We start from the raw sequence: 17,712 nt of genomic DNA, 5'->3' as shown, positions 1-17,712 counted from the left end.
GAAAGTAGGAAAGGTAATCAATTGTAGTAGCATCCGTACATTGGCTATATTGGCGGAGGAGTTGTGTTGTCGGAGGTTAAGAGCTTGGTCGAATTTGCACATATATTGAGAAATTGAACAAAAAATATTCAAGCCATCAATACAAGATGTAATCATAAAAAGGGGCACGAGAACTTATAAATAAATTTGTTTGGACAATTATATACGACAACATACCTTGCGTGTAGAGTACACATCGCATACTTTGTGAGTCTGCTAAATTATGGAAGTTCTTCTAGTTCTTCTTAGTGCTTTTGAGTGGCTATATGCATGATGGTTTTTTGATAACACAGGCTGTCATTGCATTATTCTCCGGTTTGCCGGACTCAATTCAATAATCCAAATACTCCATTCACCATATCCAGCAGATTTTCCTGCACGGCCAGCGCGGATGTAGCTGTCCGGGTAGTGATGCACGGTGCGAAGTAATCGATTGAATTTATAAGGATTCCACAATTAACGACACGTTTTTCAGGTTTTTCATGATAACAAATTTCTTCTCAACATCCTATGCGCGGATGATCGTTTTGGTCGCGCTCGTTCATTTTTTTCTGAAAAAAATGGGGGCAGAGGCGTTAATATGCATATGATATTTTATGAATTTATATAAATCATTTATATAAGTATAGTTGTTGAATTGAAACAACACTCAATAAATAGACAAATATGAATGGAGCGAAGTAATAAAAAAAATGATTGAAGCAATTATTGAGCAGTAACTTGATGGCAGGCATGACTAAATTTACTCTCACTGTAACAAGTCATATTAATTGGGCAATTGACTGCTAAAGCTAGTATCAATTAGCAATAAAAGCCTAACAGTTAGAAGAAAAATGTTTTTATGTAATATTCACTAACTTATTATATTCGTGTAATAATTTTAATCGCAAAAAATAATCCTGCCCAGCGCTTCTAAATGAATCAGGGGGATATGCAAAAAGAAGGGTGAAGCGATAAAATTTGACTATATAACAAGTTGCGATAGTAACAGACAGCAATTCACACGCCAAAGCCAGTTGACCTAAATGTTGGCATCGATCTACTGTGCCCTTGTTTGTAAGGGCTATTATGGTAATGAATGCTTAGATACAGTGGGATGCTTAATTGGCTGTTTGTTCTTCGCGTGTCTTCCTGAGAAATGGTGTCTCATTCCTTTCCCGCCGTTTCTTGTTGATGCTCTTCATGTTGTCCGGATCAGCCGGACTTGCTTATCAGGTTCTTTGGGTTCGCCAGTTCACCCTTGTTCTCGGGGCGTCGAGCTATGCCGTAGCCATGGTGCTGACAGCATTCATGTTCGGTCTCGGCTTCGGTTCGTGGGGGCTGGGAAAGCTGGCGGATCGATGGGGGGAACGCACGCTCCTGCGCTGCTACGTGGCGGTCGAGCTGGGCGTGGCCGCGTGGGCATTGCTTCTGCCGGTTTTCCTGGGCTGGACCGAAAGTGCGTATATCCTGTTCAATCAGGTCGCCAGCCCCGGTCCGGTACTGCTTAATGCCGTCCGGCTGTTCCTCGCATTTCTTCTGCTTCTCGTGCCAACTACATTTATAGGCGGAACATTACCATTGCTGTCGCGTCTTGTTGTGCGCAACTCGCAAACAATTTCCGTACCTGTTGCAGCGCTGTATACGGCAAATACATTCGGAGCCATTCTTGGGGTTCTTGTTACGGGCTACGTACTGCTGCCGCATGCAGGGGTTCACTATACCACGCTGACCGCGGTGGGGTGCAACGTGTGCGTAGCCGCCGGGTTCTGGTTGCTGAGCCGGCGCGATCGCAGGGCGGAGGGAGCAGCCGTCCTGGTGGAAAGCGCCGCCAGGCGCGAACCGGCTGACGTGCAGCAGCTCGCGATTCTCATCGGTTTCTGCGTTTCCGGTGCGGCCACCATACTGTACGAGGTGGCCTGGAGCCGGACCCTGGTGATGATTCTGGGGACCACCACCTACGCCTTCACCACCATGCTCGCGGTCATCCTGGTGGGGATAACCTTGGGCAGCGCGCTGTACCGGTACATCCCAGCCGCGGTGAGCCGGACGTGGCTCTATGTCGTCCTGCAGATGCTCGTGGGGTTTTCGGTGCTCGCCACTATACCGGCCTTCGAGAAGCTGCCGTTCGTGTTTCTGAGTCTGTACGAGGAGACGGCCGGGTCGTGGCTTCTGCTGCAGGTTGTTCGTTTCAGTCTCTGCGGCCTGGTCATGCTGATCCCCACCGTGGCCATGGGAATGCTCTTTCCCGTGGTCAGCGCGCTCTTTGTGAAGCGGCCCGGCCACGTGGGCTCGCGCATCGGCCAGGCGTATGCGGTCAATACCTTTGGCGCCGCCGCCGGCGCGTGCCTTGCCGGCCTCGTGCTTGTGCCGGGCATCGGCATGGAGCGGACCATCCTTGCGGGCTCGCTCCTGAATCTGCTTGCCGCGCTTGGCCTTGTGCTGGTCATTCCGGTGCGTGTCCTGTTCCGCGGTGGTGTGATCGCCGGCACGCTGGCCCTTCTGCTGTTCCAGTTCGCATTCATCGGCGCGTGGTCGCCGCACATCCTCAACAGCGGCGTGTACGTTTACGCCTCCCGATACGAGTCCATGCGCGACCGGGTCGGCGAGGCATCCGGCGTGAAGTCCGCCATCCACGACCTTTCGGATTGGGATGTCTGGGAGCTGGCCATGAAGCAGTACAAGCTGCTGTTCTACGATACCGGGCCGGCGGTGACCGTGGCGGTGATGGAACGGCCCGACGGGCTGCGGTTTTTGACCATCGACGGCAAGACCGACGCCTCCACGAGCACCACGACGGACATGCGCACGCAGGTGATGATCGGCCAGCTGCCGATGCTGTTCCATGACAATCCGGAGGACGTCCTGGTGGTGGGGCTCGGCAGTGGCGTCACGGTGGGTTCCGTGCTCACGCATCCGGTGCGCTCCGTGGACTGCGCCGAGATATCGCCCGCCGTTATCAAGGCCGCCACGCTCTTTGCAGAAGAGAACCACGATGCACTGGACGACCCCAGGCTGCACATCGTGCGCAGGGATGCGCGCAACTACCTGCTGACCGCGGCGCACGACTATGACGCGATCGTTTCGCAACCGTCCAACCCGTGGGTCCGCGGGGAATCCAGCCTGTTCACCAAGGAGTACTACGAGCTGTGCCACAGCCGGCTGCGCGACGACGGCGTGTTCGTGCAGTGGGTGCCGGCCTACCACATGGCCGAGAATGACCTGAAGCTCATTCTGCGCACCCTGGCCTCCGTGTTCGACGATCTCACCCTCTGGTCCAGCGGCTCGGCCGGCGATCTCGTCATCGTCGCCAAGAAGGGTGGCCCGTGTCTGGTGGATCACTCCCGCTTTCTCAACCGCGTCTCCCGGCCGTCCGTGTGGGACGATATCGCGCGGCTGGATCTGAATCCGGCGCTGCTGCCGTCGCTGCTGTTCGTCATGAACGGGAGTGAAGTCTCCGCACTACTGGACGATCCCGGGCGTCATCCGCTGTTGAACACGGACGATCATCTGGTGACGGAGTTTCTCACGCCAAAGCGGATGGTTGCCGGAACAGACGCGCGCACCTTCCTGGACCCGCACGAACTGCACGGGGATATGAATTCGCTCAATACACTGTTCTTCGACTGGAACACCCGAGCCCTGCAACGTCTGATCGACAGCAACGGCTGATGCGCCCGACCAACGATAGAGGAATACCTCATCGTGCTGTCGGGTACGCCGGAGGGCATGGGCGGCTTCTGCAACCTTCTAACAGGTGAGGGTTTTTTGGGATGCGATTGACTATCAAGTTGAAACTATTTGCGGGGTTTGGCCTCTTGCTCGTGCTGCTGGCCATTACCGCGTTCATAGGCATCAACAAGCTGGCCGGGATGAACGAGCGGCTCAACTCCATGGCCGATGTCTCAGCGGAGAAGGTCAGGCTCGGCGCGCGTATGAATCAGAACCTGCTGGAGATCAGCCGGGCTGAGAAAAACATCATTCTCTCCGACACGCAGGAGAAGGTTGATGAATACACCGCGTACATCGAGAACGAGCGTGAAGCCCTGCTGGAACGCGAAAAGCGGTTCGACGCATTGACAGATGCGGAGGGCAAGGTAGCTCTGAAAGAGTTTCAGGACGCCTTCGACGAGTACTACACGGTGCATAAGGAGGTGCGCACCCTGGGACGCCTCAACTCGAACGTGAGGGCTCTGGCCTTGTCCCAGAGCGAGGCCAAGGAGCCTTTTGACCGGGCGGCCCAAGCCATCCAGACCGTGATCGACGATCTGCTGGCCAAGCTCGGCCAGTCCGCGGACTACCAGCTCCAGCGCAGTATCCACAGTCTTGATCTGGCCATTGACATCAGCAACAGCCTCGGGGCGGTCCGGCGCGCGGAGAAGAATATTATCCTGGTTCCCACTGTCGAGGAGATGAAGTCCTACTCCGATGATATCAGTGCGAAGGCGCAGGAAATCGCGACCATGGTGTCGTCTCTGAAACCCCTGGTGGACGGCGATGCGGCAGCCTCGCTCTCGGTGTTCGAAAAGGCGTCTGCAAGCTACCTGGACGTGTGCGACCAGGTTCGCGATACCGCCCTGGAAAATGGCAACAACAGGGCCAAGGCGCTTGCCTGGGGCAAGGGCAGGGAGCTGCTCGACGCGGCCCAGAAACAAATGACCGACATCGTGACCGACAACGATGCCGACATGGAAAGGGACCAGACACTCAGCGACCAGAACTACGCGACGGCGCGGAACCTGATGCTCGCCCTGGCCGCCGGCGCGGTGCTCATCGGCATCGTCGTCTCTCTGTGGATCGCCATCGGCATCGGCCGCGGGCTGACCAAGGCCATCAACGTCACCAAGGCGGTGGCCATCGGCGATGTGGAGCAGGATGTGGAGGTGACCTCCCACGACGAGATAGGCGAGCTCTTGACGTCCATGCGCACGCTGGTCGAGGCGGAGCGGGAGGCGGCGTCCATCGCGGAGAGCATCTCTGTGGGCGAGCTGGATGTGGATCTTACGGAGCGCTCGGAAAAGGATAAGCTGCTGCTTGCCATGAAGGATCTGCTGAACGCGGAGCGTTCGGTGAAGGACGTGGCCGAGTCGCTGGCCGAAGGCGACCTGGACGTGCACGTAACGCAGCGTTCCGCCAACGATGCGTTGATCAAGGCCATCACGAGGCTCATCGACGCCGAGAAGGAGATTGCCTCGGTGACAGAGCGCCTGGCCGACGGCGACCTGCGGGTGCATGTGACGCCGCGTTCCGACAAGGACTCGCTCATGCGCGCCCTTGGCAGCATGATCGCCAAGCTGCAGACCGTTATCAGCGAGGTGCAGTCCGGCGCGGAGAACGTGGCCAGTGGCAGCGAGGAGATGAGCGCCTCCAGTGAGCAGCTCTCCCAGGGCGCAACGGAGCAGGCCGCCGCCGTGGAGGAATGCTCTTCCTCCATGGAGGAGATGGGCGCTTCCATAGCCCAGAACGCGGACAACGCGCGGCAGACCGAGTCCATTGCGGCCAAGGCGGCCGACGACGCCAGGGGCTCCGGCGAGGCCGTGGCGGAAACGGTCAAGGCCATGAAGGATATTGCCAGCAAGATCTCGATCATCGAGGAGATTGCCCGGCAGACCGATCTGCTCGCCCTGAACGCGGCTGTGGAAGCGGCTCGCGCCGGCGATCACGGCAAGGGATTCGCCGTGGTGGCCGCAGAGGTCCGCAAGCTGGCGGAGCGGAGCCAGACCGCCGCTGCGGAGATCAACGAGCTGTCCGCCAACTCCACGGCCGTGGCCGAGAAGGCCGGAACTCTGCTGGAGAAGCTGGTGCCGGACATTCAGAAGACCTCGGAGCTCGTGCAGGAGATCTCCGCCTCGTCCACTGAGCAGAACGCCGGCGCCGAAGAGGTGAACAAGGCGCTGCAGCAGCTCGACCAGATCATCCAGATGAACGCAAGCTCCAGCGAGGAGCTGGCTTCCACGTCCGAGGAGCTGTCGGCGCAGGCCGAGCAGCTGCACGCCAGCATCGCCTTCTTCAGGCTGGACGGCTCAGCGTCGGAGGCCGGCGCCAAGGATCTTGGTAAGCTCGCCGGCGGCGGCAACGGAAAGGCGAAGTCCCGGCTGGCCCTGCCGCGTCAAGGCAAGAATTCCGCCCCGCCTGTCGACCTCGGCGACGAGGAAGGCGAAGACAAAGAGTTCGAGCGCTACTAGCCGGACGAGGAGCGGAGTATGAGCAATGATAACGGTAATACCCAGACGGTCCTGACGGTCACATTGGGTCAGGAGCAGTATGCCTTGGACATCTACGCTGTCCGGGAGATCCTGGACATGGCCGAGGTGACGCGCATACCCAAGATGCCCGCGTACATGCGCGGGATGGTCAATGTGCGGGGAACAGCCGTGCCCGTGGTGGACCTGAAGATGAAGTTCGGCATGGAGCCCATCGAGCAGACGCTGAACACCCGCATCGTGATCCTGGAGATCGAAAAGGACGGCAAGGTCACTCCCATGGGAGCCATGACCGACTCTGTCCGCGATGTGCTCGTGCTGCACGAGGAGCAGATCGACCCGCCGCCGGAGCTCGGCTCCTCGGTGGACATCGACTTCATCAAGGGCATTGCGAGAAAAGACGATGCGTTCATCATCCTTCTGGATGTGGACAAGGTGTTCGCCAGAGAGGAGATCACCATGCTTCGTCAGGTGCGCGAGGAACAGGAAAACACAAACAAGACGGCAGCCTAGGCAGCCGTCAGGATAGGAGAAAGGGGGGACTATGCTTGTCCAACTCGAAGGCGGTTACAGGGTGGAAAGAGTCGCCGAGCTGAAGGCGGAGCTGTTGGCCTGCCTGTGCAGGGAAGAGCCGGTGGAGCTCAGCCTGTCCGTAGTGGACGACGTGGACCCCTCTTTCTTTCTGCTTCTGCAGTCGGCCGTGCGAACCTACGAGCAGTACGGCAAGAGCCTTGTCCTGCGGCATGATCTCCCGGCGCGGTTCCGGCGCGAAGCCGCCTGGGCCGGATTTCCGGAGCTGGTCCCGCAGGATGCGGCGTAAAAGCCGCATGGTCGCCGGCAGGTATGTTTGATGATTCGTAACAACGCATTCTCATCCCCAGAGGAAGCCGAATGAACGGTCTGGAAGTCGCAGTCAAAGCATTTCTGGATGAAGCCAAGGAGCTGCTCGACGATATCGAGGAGACCCTGCTTGAGCTGGAGTCGAACCCCGAAGACCAGGCCCTTGTGGCGCGCGCCTTTCGGGCCATGCACACCATCAAGGGTTCGGGCGCGATGTTCGGGTACGAGGAGATCGCGCGATTCACCCACGACCTGGAAACAACGTACGATCGCGTCCGCGAGGGGTGTCTGTCCATCAGCAAGGAGCTCTTGTCCCTGACGTTTGAGGCCAAGGACCACATCGGCCTGCTGCTTGCGGCGCCACCGGAAGGCGACGCCGAAACGAGAGCTGCGTCGGATGAGATCCTTGCCCGGTTTCGCGCCTTTGTCGCGGGCGAGAGTGCTGGAAAGAGCGACACTCCGGCATGCAGCCTGCCGGTGGATGCGTGCGGGGGCGAGCCCGAGGCGGATAGCCCCAGCACATTCTGGATCCGCTTCAAGCCCGGCGTGGGCATCTACCGCACCGGGACCAATCCGTTCGCGCTCTTTGACGAGCTCGAAGCGCTGGGAACGTGCGCCGTTGTGTTCCACGGCGAAGCCATTCCATATCTGGAGGACTACGTTCCCGACGACCACTACGGCTATTGGGACATCCTCATCACCACGGACAAGGGCGAGGCTAGCCTGCTCGACGTGTTCATCTTCCAGGAAGAGGAGGAGTACCACGTGGCTCTGGTCTATCCCGGCTCTGTCCGCGCCTCGGATCTGGAGGACCTGGCCGGCCTTGTTCAATCCCATGCGGAGGAAGAACCCGAGGCCATACTACGGGTGCTCGAAGACGAGATCCTGGGCAGGCTGAACAAACGGATAGAGCCCTGCCAGGAGACGGCGGTCGAGGCTCCGGCGGCGACGCACGCGCCCAGCAAGTCCTCCATCCGGGTGGACTCCGAACGCCTCGATGCGCTGGTGGACATGGTGGGCGAGATGGTCATTATCCAGTCCCGCCTGGCGCAGGCCGTGCAGGGCAATGAGGTGCCGTCCATCTTCCACCAGGTGTCCGAGGAGCTGGAGCGCCTGACCGACGAGATGCGCGACAACGCCCTGGGACTGCGGATGCTGCCCGTGGGCACGATGTTCAACTCGCTGCGCCGGCTGGTCCGCGATCTTTCCGGTTCCCTGGGCAAGGACGTGAACTTCATCACCGAAGGCGCCGAGACCGAGCTGGACAAGACGGTCATCGATCAGCTCAAGGACCCGCTGGTGCATATTCTGCGCAACAGCATGGATCACGGCATCGAGTCTCCGGAAACAAGGACGGCGGCCGGCAAGCCGGCCCAGGGCGTCGTGCGCCTCTCGGCCAGGCATTCGAGCGGCAACGTGGTGATCACCATAGAGGACGACGGCAAAGGGCTGGACCCCGAGAAGATCCGGGAAAAAGCCGTGTCGCGGGGATTGATCTCCGCCGACGCCGAGCTCGGGCACAAGGAAACCCTGGAGCTCATCTTCGAGCCCGGCTTTTCCACGGCCGAGAAGGTTACGGACGTCTCTGGCCGGGGCGTGGGCATGGACGTTGTCCGCCGCAGCATCGAGGGCCTGCGCGGCATCATAGAAATCAGCAGCACGGCGGGGCAGGGGACCAGGCTGAACATTTCGCTCCCGTTGACGCTGGCCATCATCGACGGCTTCAACGTGCTGATAGAAGACGAGTCGTACATCGTACCGTTGAACACGCTGCGCGGTTTCCAGGAGCGACAGGTGGAAGGCGAGGTCCGCACGCTGGAGACCATGGTGCACATGGAGCACATGATACCGTGCGTGAGTCTGCGCAAGCTGCTGGACGTGCCCGGCAATCAGCCCGAGTACGAGCGTGTGGTGATTATCGAGGTGGATGGACGCGTGGTCGGCCTCAGCGTGGACCAGGTGGTGGGCCGGCAACAGGCCGTGATCAAGAGCCTGGGCGACATGAGCAGCAACGTGCAGTGGATCTCCGGCACCACGGTCAACGGCGACGGCACCATCTCCGTCATCCTGGACATCCCCCAGCTTGTCCGATTTGCCAGCGACCAGAAAAACGTCGTCGCAGCCAGGGAAGTGACGCTGCATTAAGCTTCCGCCTGGCGAAATCGCAGGCGCATTGCTGCATTGCAGATTACGCCACGACAAGGCCGTGCCGCGGCAGCAGGTCCCGCAGCACATAGTTGCGGTGCATGCTCGCGGCCTGCAGGAAGAGATAGGCCGGGTGGTCGAGGCACTTTGTGGAGTCCTGCGTACCGTGGAAAGCGCGGAGGTCATCGTTCCACTGCTCACCCGAATAGGGCGGTATCTTTTCTTTCGGACCGAGGTCGCCCTCCTGCATGGCCTGTTGCCATAGTGCTATGCGGTCTTCCCGCTCGAACTCCTGCGTTCCAATGATCGTTCTGATATTGCTCCGTATAGTGTCGAACCCGACGCCTATATTTGCATCCTTTGGCCGTGCCTGCGCAACCTTCACGAACAGGTTGTAGAGCGCCTCGCAGCCGTCGAGGAATGTTGCCGTGTTGTCCCGGTGCATGGGCTCTCCGTTGCTGCCTGGCAGATACTCATACTCCATGCTCCATTGCAGGAAAGGAAGATCCGGATACGTTATCGCGGCGCCATGGCCAAGCGCACCTGAAAAGGTTTCTGCAAAAAAGCTTATCAGACGCTTCCAAAGATTAGCACCACAGGACTCTTTATAATTCTTTTTGAAGTATATTTCGTAGTTATTGAATCGCTTTATCATGTCGAGACCGACATTTTGGAACTGCATATTCGTGATACAGTTATATTGCGAGCTGATGCCTGAAAAGCCATAGTGCGAAAACGTATCCGCAAGGACATGCGCCGTAACGCCGGCCAGGAGCAATCCGTTTTCTCGGTCGAAGAGCTCGCAGTGGTGCGCGATCATGTCCTGCACTATCCGGCTGTGCATCTGGCACTGCAGGCGGGACTCGAAATCATTCCCCTTGTTTCCTGGAAGAAAGTGGAATGGCACCCAGACATGGCGCTGGTCGTCTTTGTTGATATTCCTGATGTCCTGAAAGTGATGCGCCGTCGGCCTGGAGACTATTCTTCCACTATCCTCGAAGCAGATTGAGACTGTTATCTTGTCAAACATGTGTCCGGCCATGTCGTCCACGAACTGGGCGGCGGTTGCCGCGATCTCTGCGGGCACAGGGTTCAGCCCGGCGGCGCGGGCCAATGCGTACGTGCCGTAGTAGTGCATGTCGATCTGCATGGGGACCGTCCTTGGTGTAGTGCCGGCGCCGGCATGGAACGGATGGGGATCAACGCTGTGGCGCGCTCCTTCAGAACGTTGGGAAGTGGTAGATGTAGCGGGGATTGCCGAGCATGGGCGGTGTCCTGGCGATCTTGAAGATCTGCTCCGCGTTGGTCATCACCGTGTCGGAAAAACCGAGAAACTTCAGGTACTCCGCGTTGCGGTCCAGAACGTTGTCGATGCCCTTGATCCGATCGTACTCCCTGCGATTTCCCTTGGTCCGGAAGTCATCGTCAAGGTTTGGAGCGTTGGGCCAGTCGCTGCCCATGACCAGGCGGTCGTGCGGCAACCGCAGGGCCATCTGCTTGGCCATGAACGACCGCCTCCATTTGCCCACCAGGGCCGAGACGTCGGCGAACAAGCGCCAGCCGCGATCCTCGGCCTGGAGCATCATCCGCATGAACGCTTCCGAGAAATCATTGTCATCCTCGTCGATGGGCAGGCAGCAGTGCGCCATGATTACGGTGACGCCTTCCTCCAGCGCCGGGATGAGCAGCTCGGGGTGGTTGTATGCCCTCAGGCTTTTGTCGCCGCCGGCCTCGGAGATGGTGTGCTCGTCCCCCACGTGGCAGAGCAGCGGGAGCCCGTACTCGATCAACTTCTGGTAGAAGGCGCGGCATTTCTCATGGTTTGGAAGGATGTTCTGCGACGACGGAATCCATTTGACCAGGACCGCGCCGTCATCTTTGGCTTTTTGCAGCTCTTTGAGCGCATCCGTATTGTAAGGATGGACCGACGCACCGAAGAGGGCGAGGTCCGGATTTTTCCGGCATATCTCGGCCACCCAGGAGTTGGGGGTGTACAGAATCGGCTTCATGGGGGTGCCGGCGTTGTCGTGCGGCTTGTCGAATGCGAGCAGGACGCCCTTGTTCACATGCAGCGAGCCCTGGATTTCGTGCAGGATCGCGTCGCGGATGTCGTCGTCATCACGGCTGGTGGGGACATCCGCTAGGAAGCCGCCCAGCTCAGCAAGGTGACTTCCAAGCCCAAGCAAAGACGACATGTGGCAGGTGCCATCCTTGTTCCAGTCCCCGAACACATGGATGTGGATGTCGATGACGGACATGGCTGACCTCCTGTGCGGTTACATTAGAAGCCTTTTGCGTTCCGGAGCCAGTTTGCGGGCTTGGCGTCTGTTGCCCAGAGTCCTTCATCACGTTTCCTGCGGAGCCAATCGATGTGTTGTGTGATGTTCTCGGTGGAGTTGTCCGGATGCTGTGGGTCGAGGCCAAGAAATGCCGCGGGATTTGTGCTGGTGATCTGGTCGAACTGCGCTGGTGACAGATGATCCGCGAAGTATGGCCAGTACTCGTCCTCCCGCAGGTTGAGCATGGAGAGGAAGTAGTCCGTGCCGAAGAGGATTTGCGTGGAGTAGCACCCGTCCAGGGGGGTGAGCATGCTTTCTAGCATGTGGAAGTAGTCCGACTTATCGAACCAGTTCAGTCCCATGCCAACAGTATGGTAGGAGACGTCCGCGTAGATTTTTCCGGGTCGTTTCGACATCATATTCTTAATCTCAGATAGCCACTTGGATCGGTCTTTTGCTCGCGGAAGAAACTTGTTGTCCCCGCCGCAATGGCCGAAGCAGAGCCGCAGGTTGTCGAGCTTGTGCGCATCGAGGACGCGTTCCCATTCACAAGGCATGCAGAGCTTTTCATAGCCGGCATCGTTTTTGAATCCGCCATCATTACAGTGGGTCATTACCGGGATGCCGTGCGTGTTGCAGTAGTCGAGGGCCTCGGCGATGTCGCCAACGAGGTAGCCGAGCGAGGGGTACGCCTTCAGGCCCACAAAGCCGCCATGCTCTATGGCCTTGACGAAATCGGTGAACCAACCGGGCCGCCATGGATTGACTGCATAAAAAGGCAGCACCCGGCCCGGATAACGGAGGCATTGTCGTGTGGTGCCCTGGCGTTGGGTTTCGAAAACCGCGAGCTCCTTCTCCGCAGTGTCTCGCCTGTCGTCAGGGATATCTTCCACTTCTCCGCCGTAATCGCTCCAGTTTCCCGAAAGAATGTCCATCATCAACGGGACGATGATGAGCTCGTCGTCATGGATGCCGGCACTCTCCAAGCCCTTGGCCATTGCATGGAACAAGTTGTCGGTCACTTCGTCCATGTTCGGGGAGAAGCCAACGCTGATAAACCCTGCAATGTCGAGGAGTGTGACGCTGGCAGGAGCACTGAACAGATCTTCAAGAAAACCGGCAATGGAAAAACGCCTGCGATGGTCCAGCCGTGCGATGGTCTCTTGAAGGGCGGTGCGCAGCTCGTCGACCTCTGGCCTGCGGTATCTGTCGAGGGTTTCAGAAAAGAGTCGGGCCGGGTCGTCTGGTGTGCTGAGCGTTGCCGCGCGACTGTTGACGATGATTACCTCCACGAAGTCCAGCACGGGTTGGAGCAGGATCGCAAAGTCCTTGAGCAACGCCCTGAGGCGGTTCTCGAGAATCTTCTTGGTGCCGGGCGTGAATACGGACTGGAGGTTGAAGACGTGGCAGTGGGCATTGATGCGCATGCGAAGCTCCTGGAATTTATGTTCAGGACCTGGGCATTGAACCACATCGAAAAAGGCGATGGACCACATAGAGAGTGTACAAGTGTTGCGGAAGCACGACAAGATATTTTATATTTTCGTCCCCAAAAAATTGATTAATTCGGTATATAATATAATCATATATATAAACAGATTCCATCAAAACTCCGCCTCCATGGCGTCTCCGTCCAGAAGTCACGGCGCGCCACGCTCCATTCTCTTCCGGGACTGGAGAGGCCAGGGTGGGGTTGGAAGTCATAAAAGAGAAGGGCCGCGGAACATTCCACGGCCCTTGAGGCGCGCAGGGGCGCGGACAATGTTTCCCAGGTTATGAGTCGCCCAGAAGGCGCTGGGCGATCTCTTTGGCCGCGCGACGTCCTGCGCCCATGGCTGAAATCGCCGTGGCGGCGCCGGTGACGATGTCCTCTCCGGCAAACACGCCGGGGATGGATGTCTCGCCGGTTTCTTCGTTCACCACGGTGTAGCCCCACTTGTTGAGATCAAGCCCTGATCCGTCCCGGAATGAGGCTTTTTGCCACGGGAGAAAATCCTCCTTGACGTGATGGGAGGCGCCGCGCAAACCGCTACGTTGTTCCGGCGCCGGCCCGGGAAGAGAGAGCACGGATCGGGCGACGGCCGACTGAGCCGCCGCCCGATTGCAGGACGCTAGTACAGGCCGAGCTTCTGCTCGGAGAGGCTGATGAAGATGTTTTTGCACTGCGTGTAGTGGTCCAGCATCATGCGATGGTTCTCGCGGCCGATGCCGGACTTCTTGTACCCGCCGAAGGGCGCATGGGCGGGGAGGACGTTGTAGGTGTTCACCCACATACGCCCGGTCTCCACGCTACGGGCCACGTTCAGGGCGCGGTTGATGTCCCTGGTCCAGACCGCGCCGCCAAGGCCGTACTCGTTGTCGTTGGCCATGGCGATCACCTCGTCCTCGGTCTTGAACTTGATGAAGCAGACCACAGGACCGAAGATCTCTTCTCTGGCCACGCGCATGTCGTTGGTGACGTCCGCCAGGATGGTGGGCTGCATGAAGCTGCCCTTGCCGAGCTGATCCCCGGCGGCGCGGCTGCCGCCGACAGCCACTCTGGCGCCTTCCTTCTTCCCTATCTCGATGTAGTTCAGGATCTGGTCCAGCTGGTGCTGGTTGATCTGCGTTCCCATCTGGGTGTCCGGCAGCCAGGGGAGATCCACCTTGATCTCGGAGAAGGCTTTTACGGCTTCCTCAAGAAACCTGTCGTATATGTCCTCATGAATGAAGGCCCTGGAGCCGGCGCAGCAGACCTGACCCTGGTTGAGCAGGATGCCGAGCTGTATGCCCTCCAGGGCCTTGTCCCATGGTGCGTCCGGGAAGATGATGTTGGCTGATTTGCCGCCGAGCTCCAGGGTGCTGGGGACAAGCCGTTTGGCAGCGAAGTCCGCCACGGTGTAGCCGACATCGGTCGAGCCGGTGAAGGCGAGCTTGGCGAAACCTTCGTGCTGGAGCATGGCATTGCCGGCCTGCGATCCCTTGCCGGTGATGACGTTGACCACGCCGGCAGGAAGGACCTCGGCCATGAGCTTGGCCAACTCCAGAAGAGATAGCGAGGTTTCGATGGACGGCTTGATGACCACGCAGTTCCCTGCGGCCAGGGCGGGCGAAATCTTCCAGGCGGCCATGAGCAGCGGGAAGTTCCAGGGAATGATTTGCCCGACCACGCCGATGGGCTCCCGCAGGATGATGCTCATGGTCTGGTCGTCGATCATCGTGGCCTGGCCTTCATCGGTACGGGCGACCGAGGCGAAGTAACGGAAATGGTCCGAGGAGAGCGGGACGTCGACACCGGATGTCTCGCGGATGGGCTTGCCGTTGTCGAGTGTTTCCACCATGGCCAGCCGACCGGCGTTTGCATCGATCAGGTCGGCGATCTGGTTGAGCATTTTGGCGCGCTCTTGCGGGCTCGTTTTTTTCCAGGTCTTGAAGGCGTTGTTGGCGGCGTCTACAGCTCTGTTCACGTCCTCGGGGCAGGCGCTGGCGCAGGTGCTCAACGCCTCTCCATTGGAAGGGTTGGTGGCGGTGAAGGTTTTGCCTTCGCAGCTGTCGACCCACTCTCCATTAATGAACAGCTTGTAGTTTGCATCGAGGTACGATTTCATGGAAACACTCCTTGGACCTTTTGGTTGCTTGACGCAATAATCCACAGAGCACATCGTGTGCGGAGCACAACACAGCAATGTGTTTACACAAGACGCAGGAAGAATGATTGGTGTGAAATTGATGCCAGAGAAGGCATCACTGTTTGTTTATGCAGGAGGATCTGAGTCTGCCGAGCAATGGACCTTGCAATGTTGTACGGCTGAATTCTCAATCATGAAGACCTCCTCAAACCGGAATTGGTAGAGTACTAAAAATTATGTTTGGGTGCTACTCCGTGTTTATAGAATTTGTACTGACAGAATTGTATCCAAATTTGGTATACGAAAGTGTTTTCAAGCGCGAAAATGGTAGTAGATAGCTGGCGAGTCTCGCTTTTCACTGTTGTCGCCAAGGGCTCTTGAAAAACTAAATCTAGTTATTTCAAGCTAATAACCGATGTTAGCTCGCTCCACTGAGAATCCGTGACTATTTGTTATGCTAGATTTAGCATAAAAACAAGAATGGGCGAGTCATATCACGGAGATACCTGCAAGGCGTGATGGTCGCATGCCCGTCAGCGCAGCGGGAAGGCGATTGGAGTGGAGGAGCTGTTCGCGGCCACTCCGGGTCAAGAAGGGCGGCGGCTCCCGGGGAGGGAGACGAAGAAGGCGCATGGCCGTCGGGAGGGCGTCCCGGGCTGAATGGTCCAGCTTTGGCTTGAGGCAGCATGGCCGAGTGCTGGCGCACTCAGGTTAGGAGTCTGCTTCGCCGGTTTGGGAGTCCTCGAAGGACCGGACCGGCCAGGGAAACATTTCTTCCGCCTTTTTCAAGGCATAAGCCTCGACATCGAGAAACCATTCTTTGAAGGTCTGGGCCAGTTGCTGGCCCTGCGGGGTGAGCGCGAATCCTTTCTGGCCCCCGAACTTTTCCAGCAGGGGCTCCCCGGCTGCGGCCTCGCTGGCCTTGAGACGGCCCCAGGCAGCCCGATAGGATATGCCCATGGTTTTCGCTGCCTTGTTGAGCGATCCAAGCTCGTGAATGAGCAGGAGCAGTTCGGCGCGGCCGAGGCCCAGAAGCATTCCATTCGGTGTTTCCAGCCAGAGGTGTAGCCGAAGGGTCGGTTCGACCGGGTCCATGGCGTTTCCTTTCCCTGTTTGTGGTAGAGGCGGGAGGGCCCGTTCTCCCGGCAACGCACAGCGCCCGATGTGAGGTGGCGGGGCTTCAGGTTGCGAGAGTGGCGACCGGAGTTGCTATGCTATTTTTAGCAGAATCACTTTCCGCTCACAACCCGTGATGTTGCCTCCCTTCAAACAGGTTCAGGGTGTTCGACTGCGTGCTACGCCGCGCTATCGCAGTCGTCGCAGGTGGATGTGGCGAGGAGTCCCCTGTCGAACAGGGGCGTGCGGGGGCTGAAAAAACTCAGTTCTCCAGCCGCTACAGGCAATACACCAGCGTATATCTTGAAACTATATTTGCGGATCTCCGGGAAAGGCAGGGTTGACCTTGCCCACCATTGATTCAACATCAATCCGCACTACGGCCGTGCGCGCCAGGACCTTGTCGTCATATGCACCCGTGGGGCCGCCGTAATGCGACATGACTGCGTCCAGCCCCTTGGCCTTCTCCTGGGGATCGCTCAGCAGCTCGGCGCGGCCGAAACCGCTCACCGACTTGTAGTACGTGCTGAACCCGCAGGCCTTGTCCGCGCGGATGAGCTCGTGTTCCGCCACGGCCACGAAGCTTGCCAGCCCGTTCTTTTCGATGCATTCGAGCTTCCGGCCTTCTCCGGCGCTGTGGAAGTATATGGCGCCGTCCGCATAGCCGAAGTTCACCGTCACCACATATGGCTGCTCCCCGTCCCAAAGCCCGAGCTGCAGGGCCTCGCAACGCAGAAGCAGCTTTTCTATCAGGGCCTTGTCTTCAATCGCCCGCTTTTTCTTACGCATTATCGCGTCTCCTTGGGTTCCATGTTGTCGAAAAGAGTTTCCAACAGCCTATGCGTTGTCTCCACTTGGCCGATCCCGCGGCGCATCTGCTCGGGCGTCTGAATCCACTGTCCGGGACCGAGCTCGTCGGCGCAGTTCTCGATGAGCAGCTCCATGCTCTGCTGCGTCGTCTCCAGATGAAATTGCAGTCCGACCAGCGAGGCCCCCAAGGAGAACGCCTGGTTGCAACAAGCCTCGCTGGTCGCCAGATGGACTGCTCCATCAGGCATGGAGAATGTATCGCCATGCCAGTGGAAAGCCGGGAACCGCGCCGGAAACCCTGCAACAGCGGGAGAATTGCCGGCTTCCGGCGTCAGTTCCACGGAATACCATCCTATTTCCCGTTCGGATTGCTTGACGACCTCTGCTCCGAGCGCTTCGGCAAGAAGCTGCGCCCCGAGGCACACGCCAAGAATGCGTTTCCCGACGTCCAGAGCAGTGTTGAGGAATCGTTTTTCTTCCATGAGCCAGGGAAACGCCGCCGTATCGTGCACGCTCATGGGGCCGCCCATGACCGCCAGGAAGTCAAAATCTTCCATGCCGGGCAGCGGCTCTCCGGCGAATATCCTGGTACGCGTCAGCGTGTGTCCGTGTTTCGACGCGACTTCGGCAATGGCGGCCGGTCCCTCGAAATCCACATGTTCTATCGTGTGTATCCGCATGGTTTTGTTTCCT

At 58.3% G+C, this 17,712-nt stretch carries 12 protein-coding genes and 1 pseudogene; 5 read left to right on the top strand and 8 right to left on the bottom strand.

All coding sequences use genetic code 11. The features are described from left to right. The first annotated feature begins 1,311 nt into the window (after positions 1 to 1,311). The 5 genes from E8L03_RS11625 to E8L03_RS11605 all read left to right on the top strand — a co-directional run bounded on the left by E8L03_RS11625 (position 1,312) and on the right by E8L03_RS11605 (position 9,206). Positions 1,312 to 3,690, top strand: a complete 2,379-nt coding sequence (locus tag E8L03_RS11625; protein ID WP_171267446.1) for a fused MFS/spermidine synthase — start codon at positions 1,312 to 1,314, stop codon at positions 3,688 to 3,690. A gap of 101 nt (positions 3,691 to 3,791) precedes the next feature. Further along, entirely contained in the window at positions 3,792 to 6,203 is a 2,412-nt protein-coding gene (locus E8L03_RS11620; protein ID WP_171267445.1) for a HAMP domain-containing methyl-accepting chemotaxis protein, read from the top strand. Positions 6,204 to 6,221: 18 nt separating this feature from the next. After that, positions 6,222 to 6,734: a chemotaxis protein CheW gene (locus tag E8L03_RS11615; RefSeq protein WP_171267444.1), complete on the top strand. Its 513-nt coding sequence runs from the start codon at positions 6,222 to 6,224 to the stop codon at positions 6,732 to 6,734. Between the two features lie 31 nt (positions 6,735 to 6,765). Beyond that, positions 6,766 to 7,041, top strand: coding sequence for an STAS domain-containing protein (locus E8L03_RS11610; protein WP_144305411.1), 276 nt, complete (start codon positions 6,766 to 6,768; stop codon positions 7,039 to 7,041). A 71-nt stretch (positions 7,042 to 7,112) separates the two neighbouring features. Then, a complete protein-coding gene (locus E8L03_RS11605; RefSeq protein WP_171267443.1) occupies positions 7,113 to 9,206 on the top strand; it encodes a chemotaxis protein CheA in 2,094 nt (697 codons plus the stop codon). Between the two features lie 43 nt (positions 9,207 to 9,249). Here the strand turns inward: E8L03_RS11605 and E8L03_RS11600 are convergent, their stop codons facing one another. The 8 genes and pseudogenes from E8L03_RS11600 to E8L03_RS11565 all read right to left on the bottom strand — a co-directional run bounded on the left by E8L03_RS11600 (position 9,250) and on the right by E8L03_RS11565 (position 17,699). Continuing rightward, a complete protein-coding gene (locus tag E8L03_RS11600) occupies positions 9,250 to 10,356 on the bottom strand; it encodes a DUF6765 family protein (RefSeq protein ID WP_171267442.1) in 1,107 nt (368 codons plus the stop codon). A gap of 70 nt (positions 10,357 to 10,426) precedes the next feature. Next, the gene (locus E8L03_RS11595) at positions 10,427 to 11,464 is read right to left on the bottom strand and encodes an amidohydrolase family protein (RefSeq protein ID WP_171267441.1); all 1,038 of its coding nucleotides are present in this window, start codon (positions 11,462 to 11,464) and stop codon (positions 10,427 to 10,429) included. Positions 11,465 to 11,487: 23 nt separating this feature from the next. Continuing rightward, on the bottom strand, positions 11,488 to 12,912 hold the full coding sequence (locus tag E8L03_RS11590; RefSeq protein ID WP_171267440.1) for an amidohydrolase family protein: 1,425 nt from the start codon (positions 12,910 to 12,912) through the stop codon (positions 11,488 to 11,490). Between the two features lie 346 nt (positions 12,913 to 13,258). Beyond that, positions 13,259 to 13,435 (bottom strand): annotated as a pseudogene (locus E8L03_RS11585) (dihydropyrimidine dehydrogenase); the annotation flags it as partial. Between the two features lie 161 nt (positions 13,436 to 13,596). After that, positions 13,597 to 15,072: an aldehyde dehydrogenase family protein gene (locus E8L03_RS11580; RefSeq protein WP_171267439.1), complete on the bottom strand. Its 1,476-nt coding sequence runs from the start codon at positions 15,070 to 15,072 to the stop codon at positions 13,597 to 13,599. Between the two features lie 732 nt (positions 15,073 to 15,804). Next, entirely contained in the window at positions 15,805 to 16,188 is a 384-nt protein-coding gene (locus E8L03_RS11575) for a winged helix-turn-helix domain-containing protein (RefSeq protein WP_144305405.1), read from the bottom strand. A gap of 330 nt (positions 16,189 to 16,518) precedes the next feature. Then, the gene (locus tag E8L03_RS11570; RefSeq protein WP_171267438.1) at positions 16,519 to 16,998 is read right to left on the bottom strand and encodes a pyridoxamine 5'-phosphate oxidase family protein; all 480 of its coding nucleotides are present in this window, start codon (positions 16,996 to 16,998) and stop codon (positions 16,519 to 16,521) included. After that, positions 16,998 to 17,699, bottom strand: a complete 702-nt coding sequence (locus E8L03_RS11565; RefSeq protein WP_171267437.1) for a type 1 glutamine amidotransferase — start codon at positions 17,697 to 17,699, stop codon at positions 16,998 to 17,000. Before E8L03_RS11565 ends, E8L03_RS11570 begins: the two co-directional genes overlap by 1 nt. Between the last annotated feature and the right edge of the window lie 13 nt (positions 17,700 to 17,712).

Origin of the sequence: Oceanidesulfovibrio marinus, from assembly GCF_013085545.1 — a bacterium.
Taxonomy (GTDB): Bacteria; Desulfobacterota; Desulfovibrionia; order Desulfovibrionales; family Desulfovibrionaceae; genus Oceanidesulfovibrio; species Oceanidesulfovibrio marinus.
Note: the sequence above shows the minus strand (reverse complement) of the source record. Positions and strands in the feature narration are given on the sequence as shown.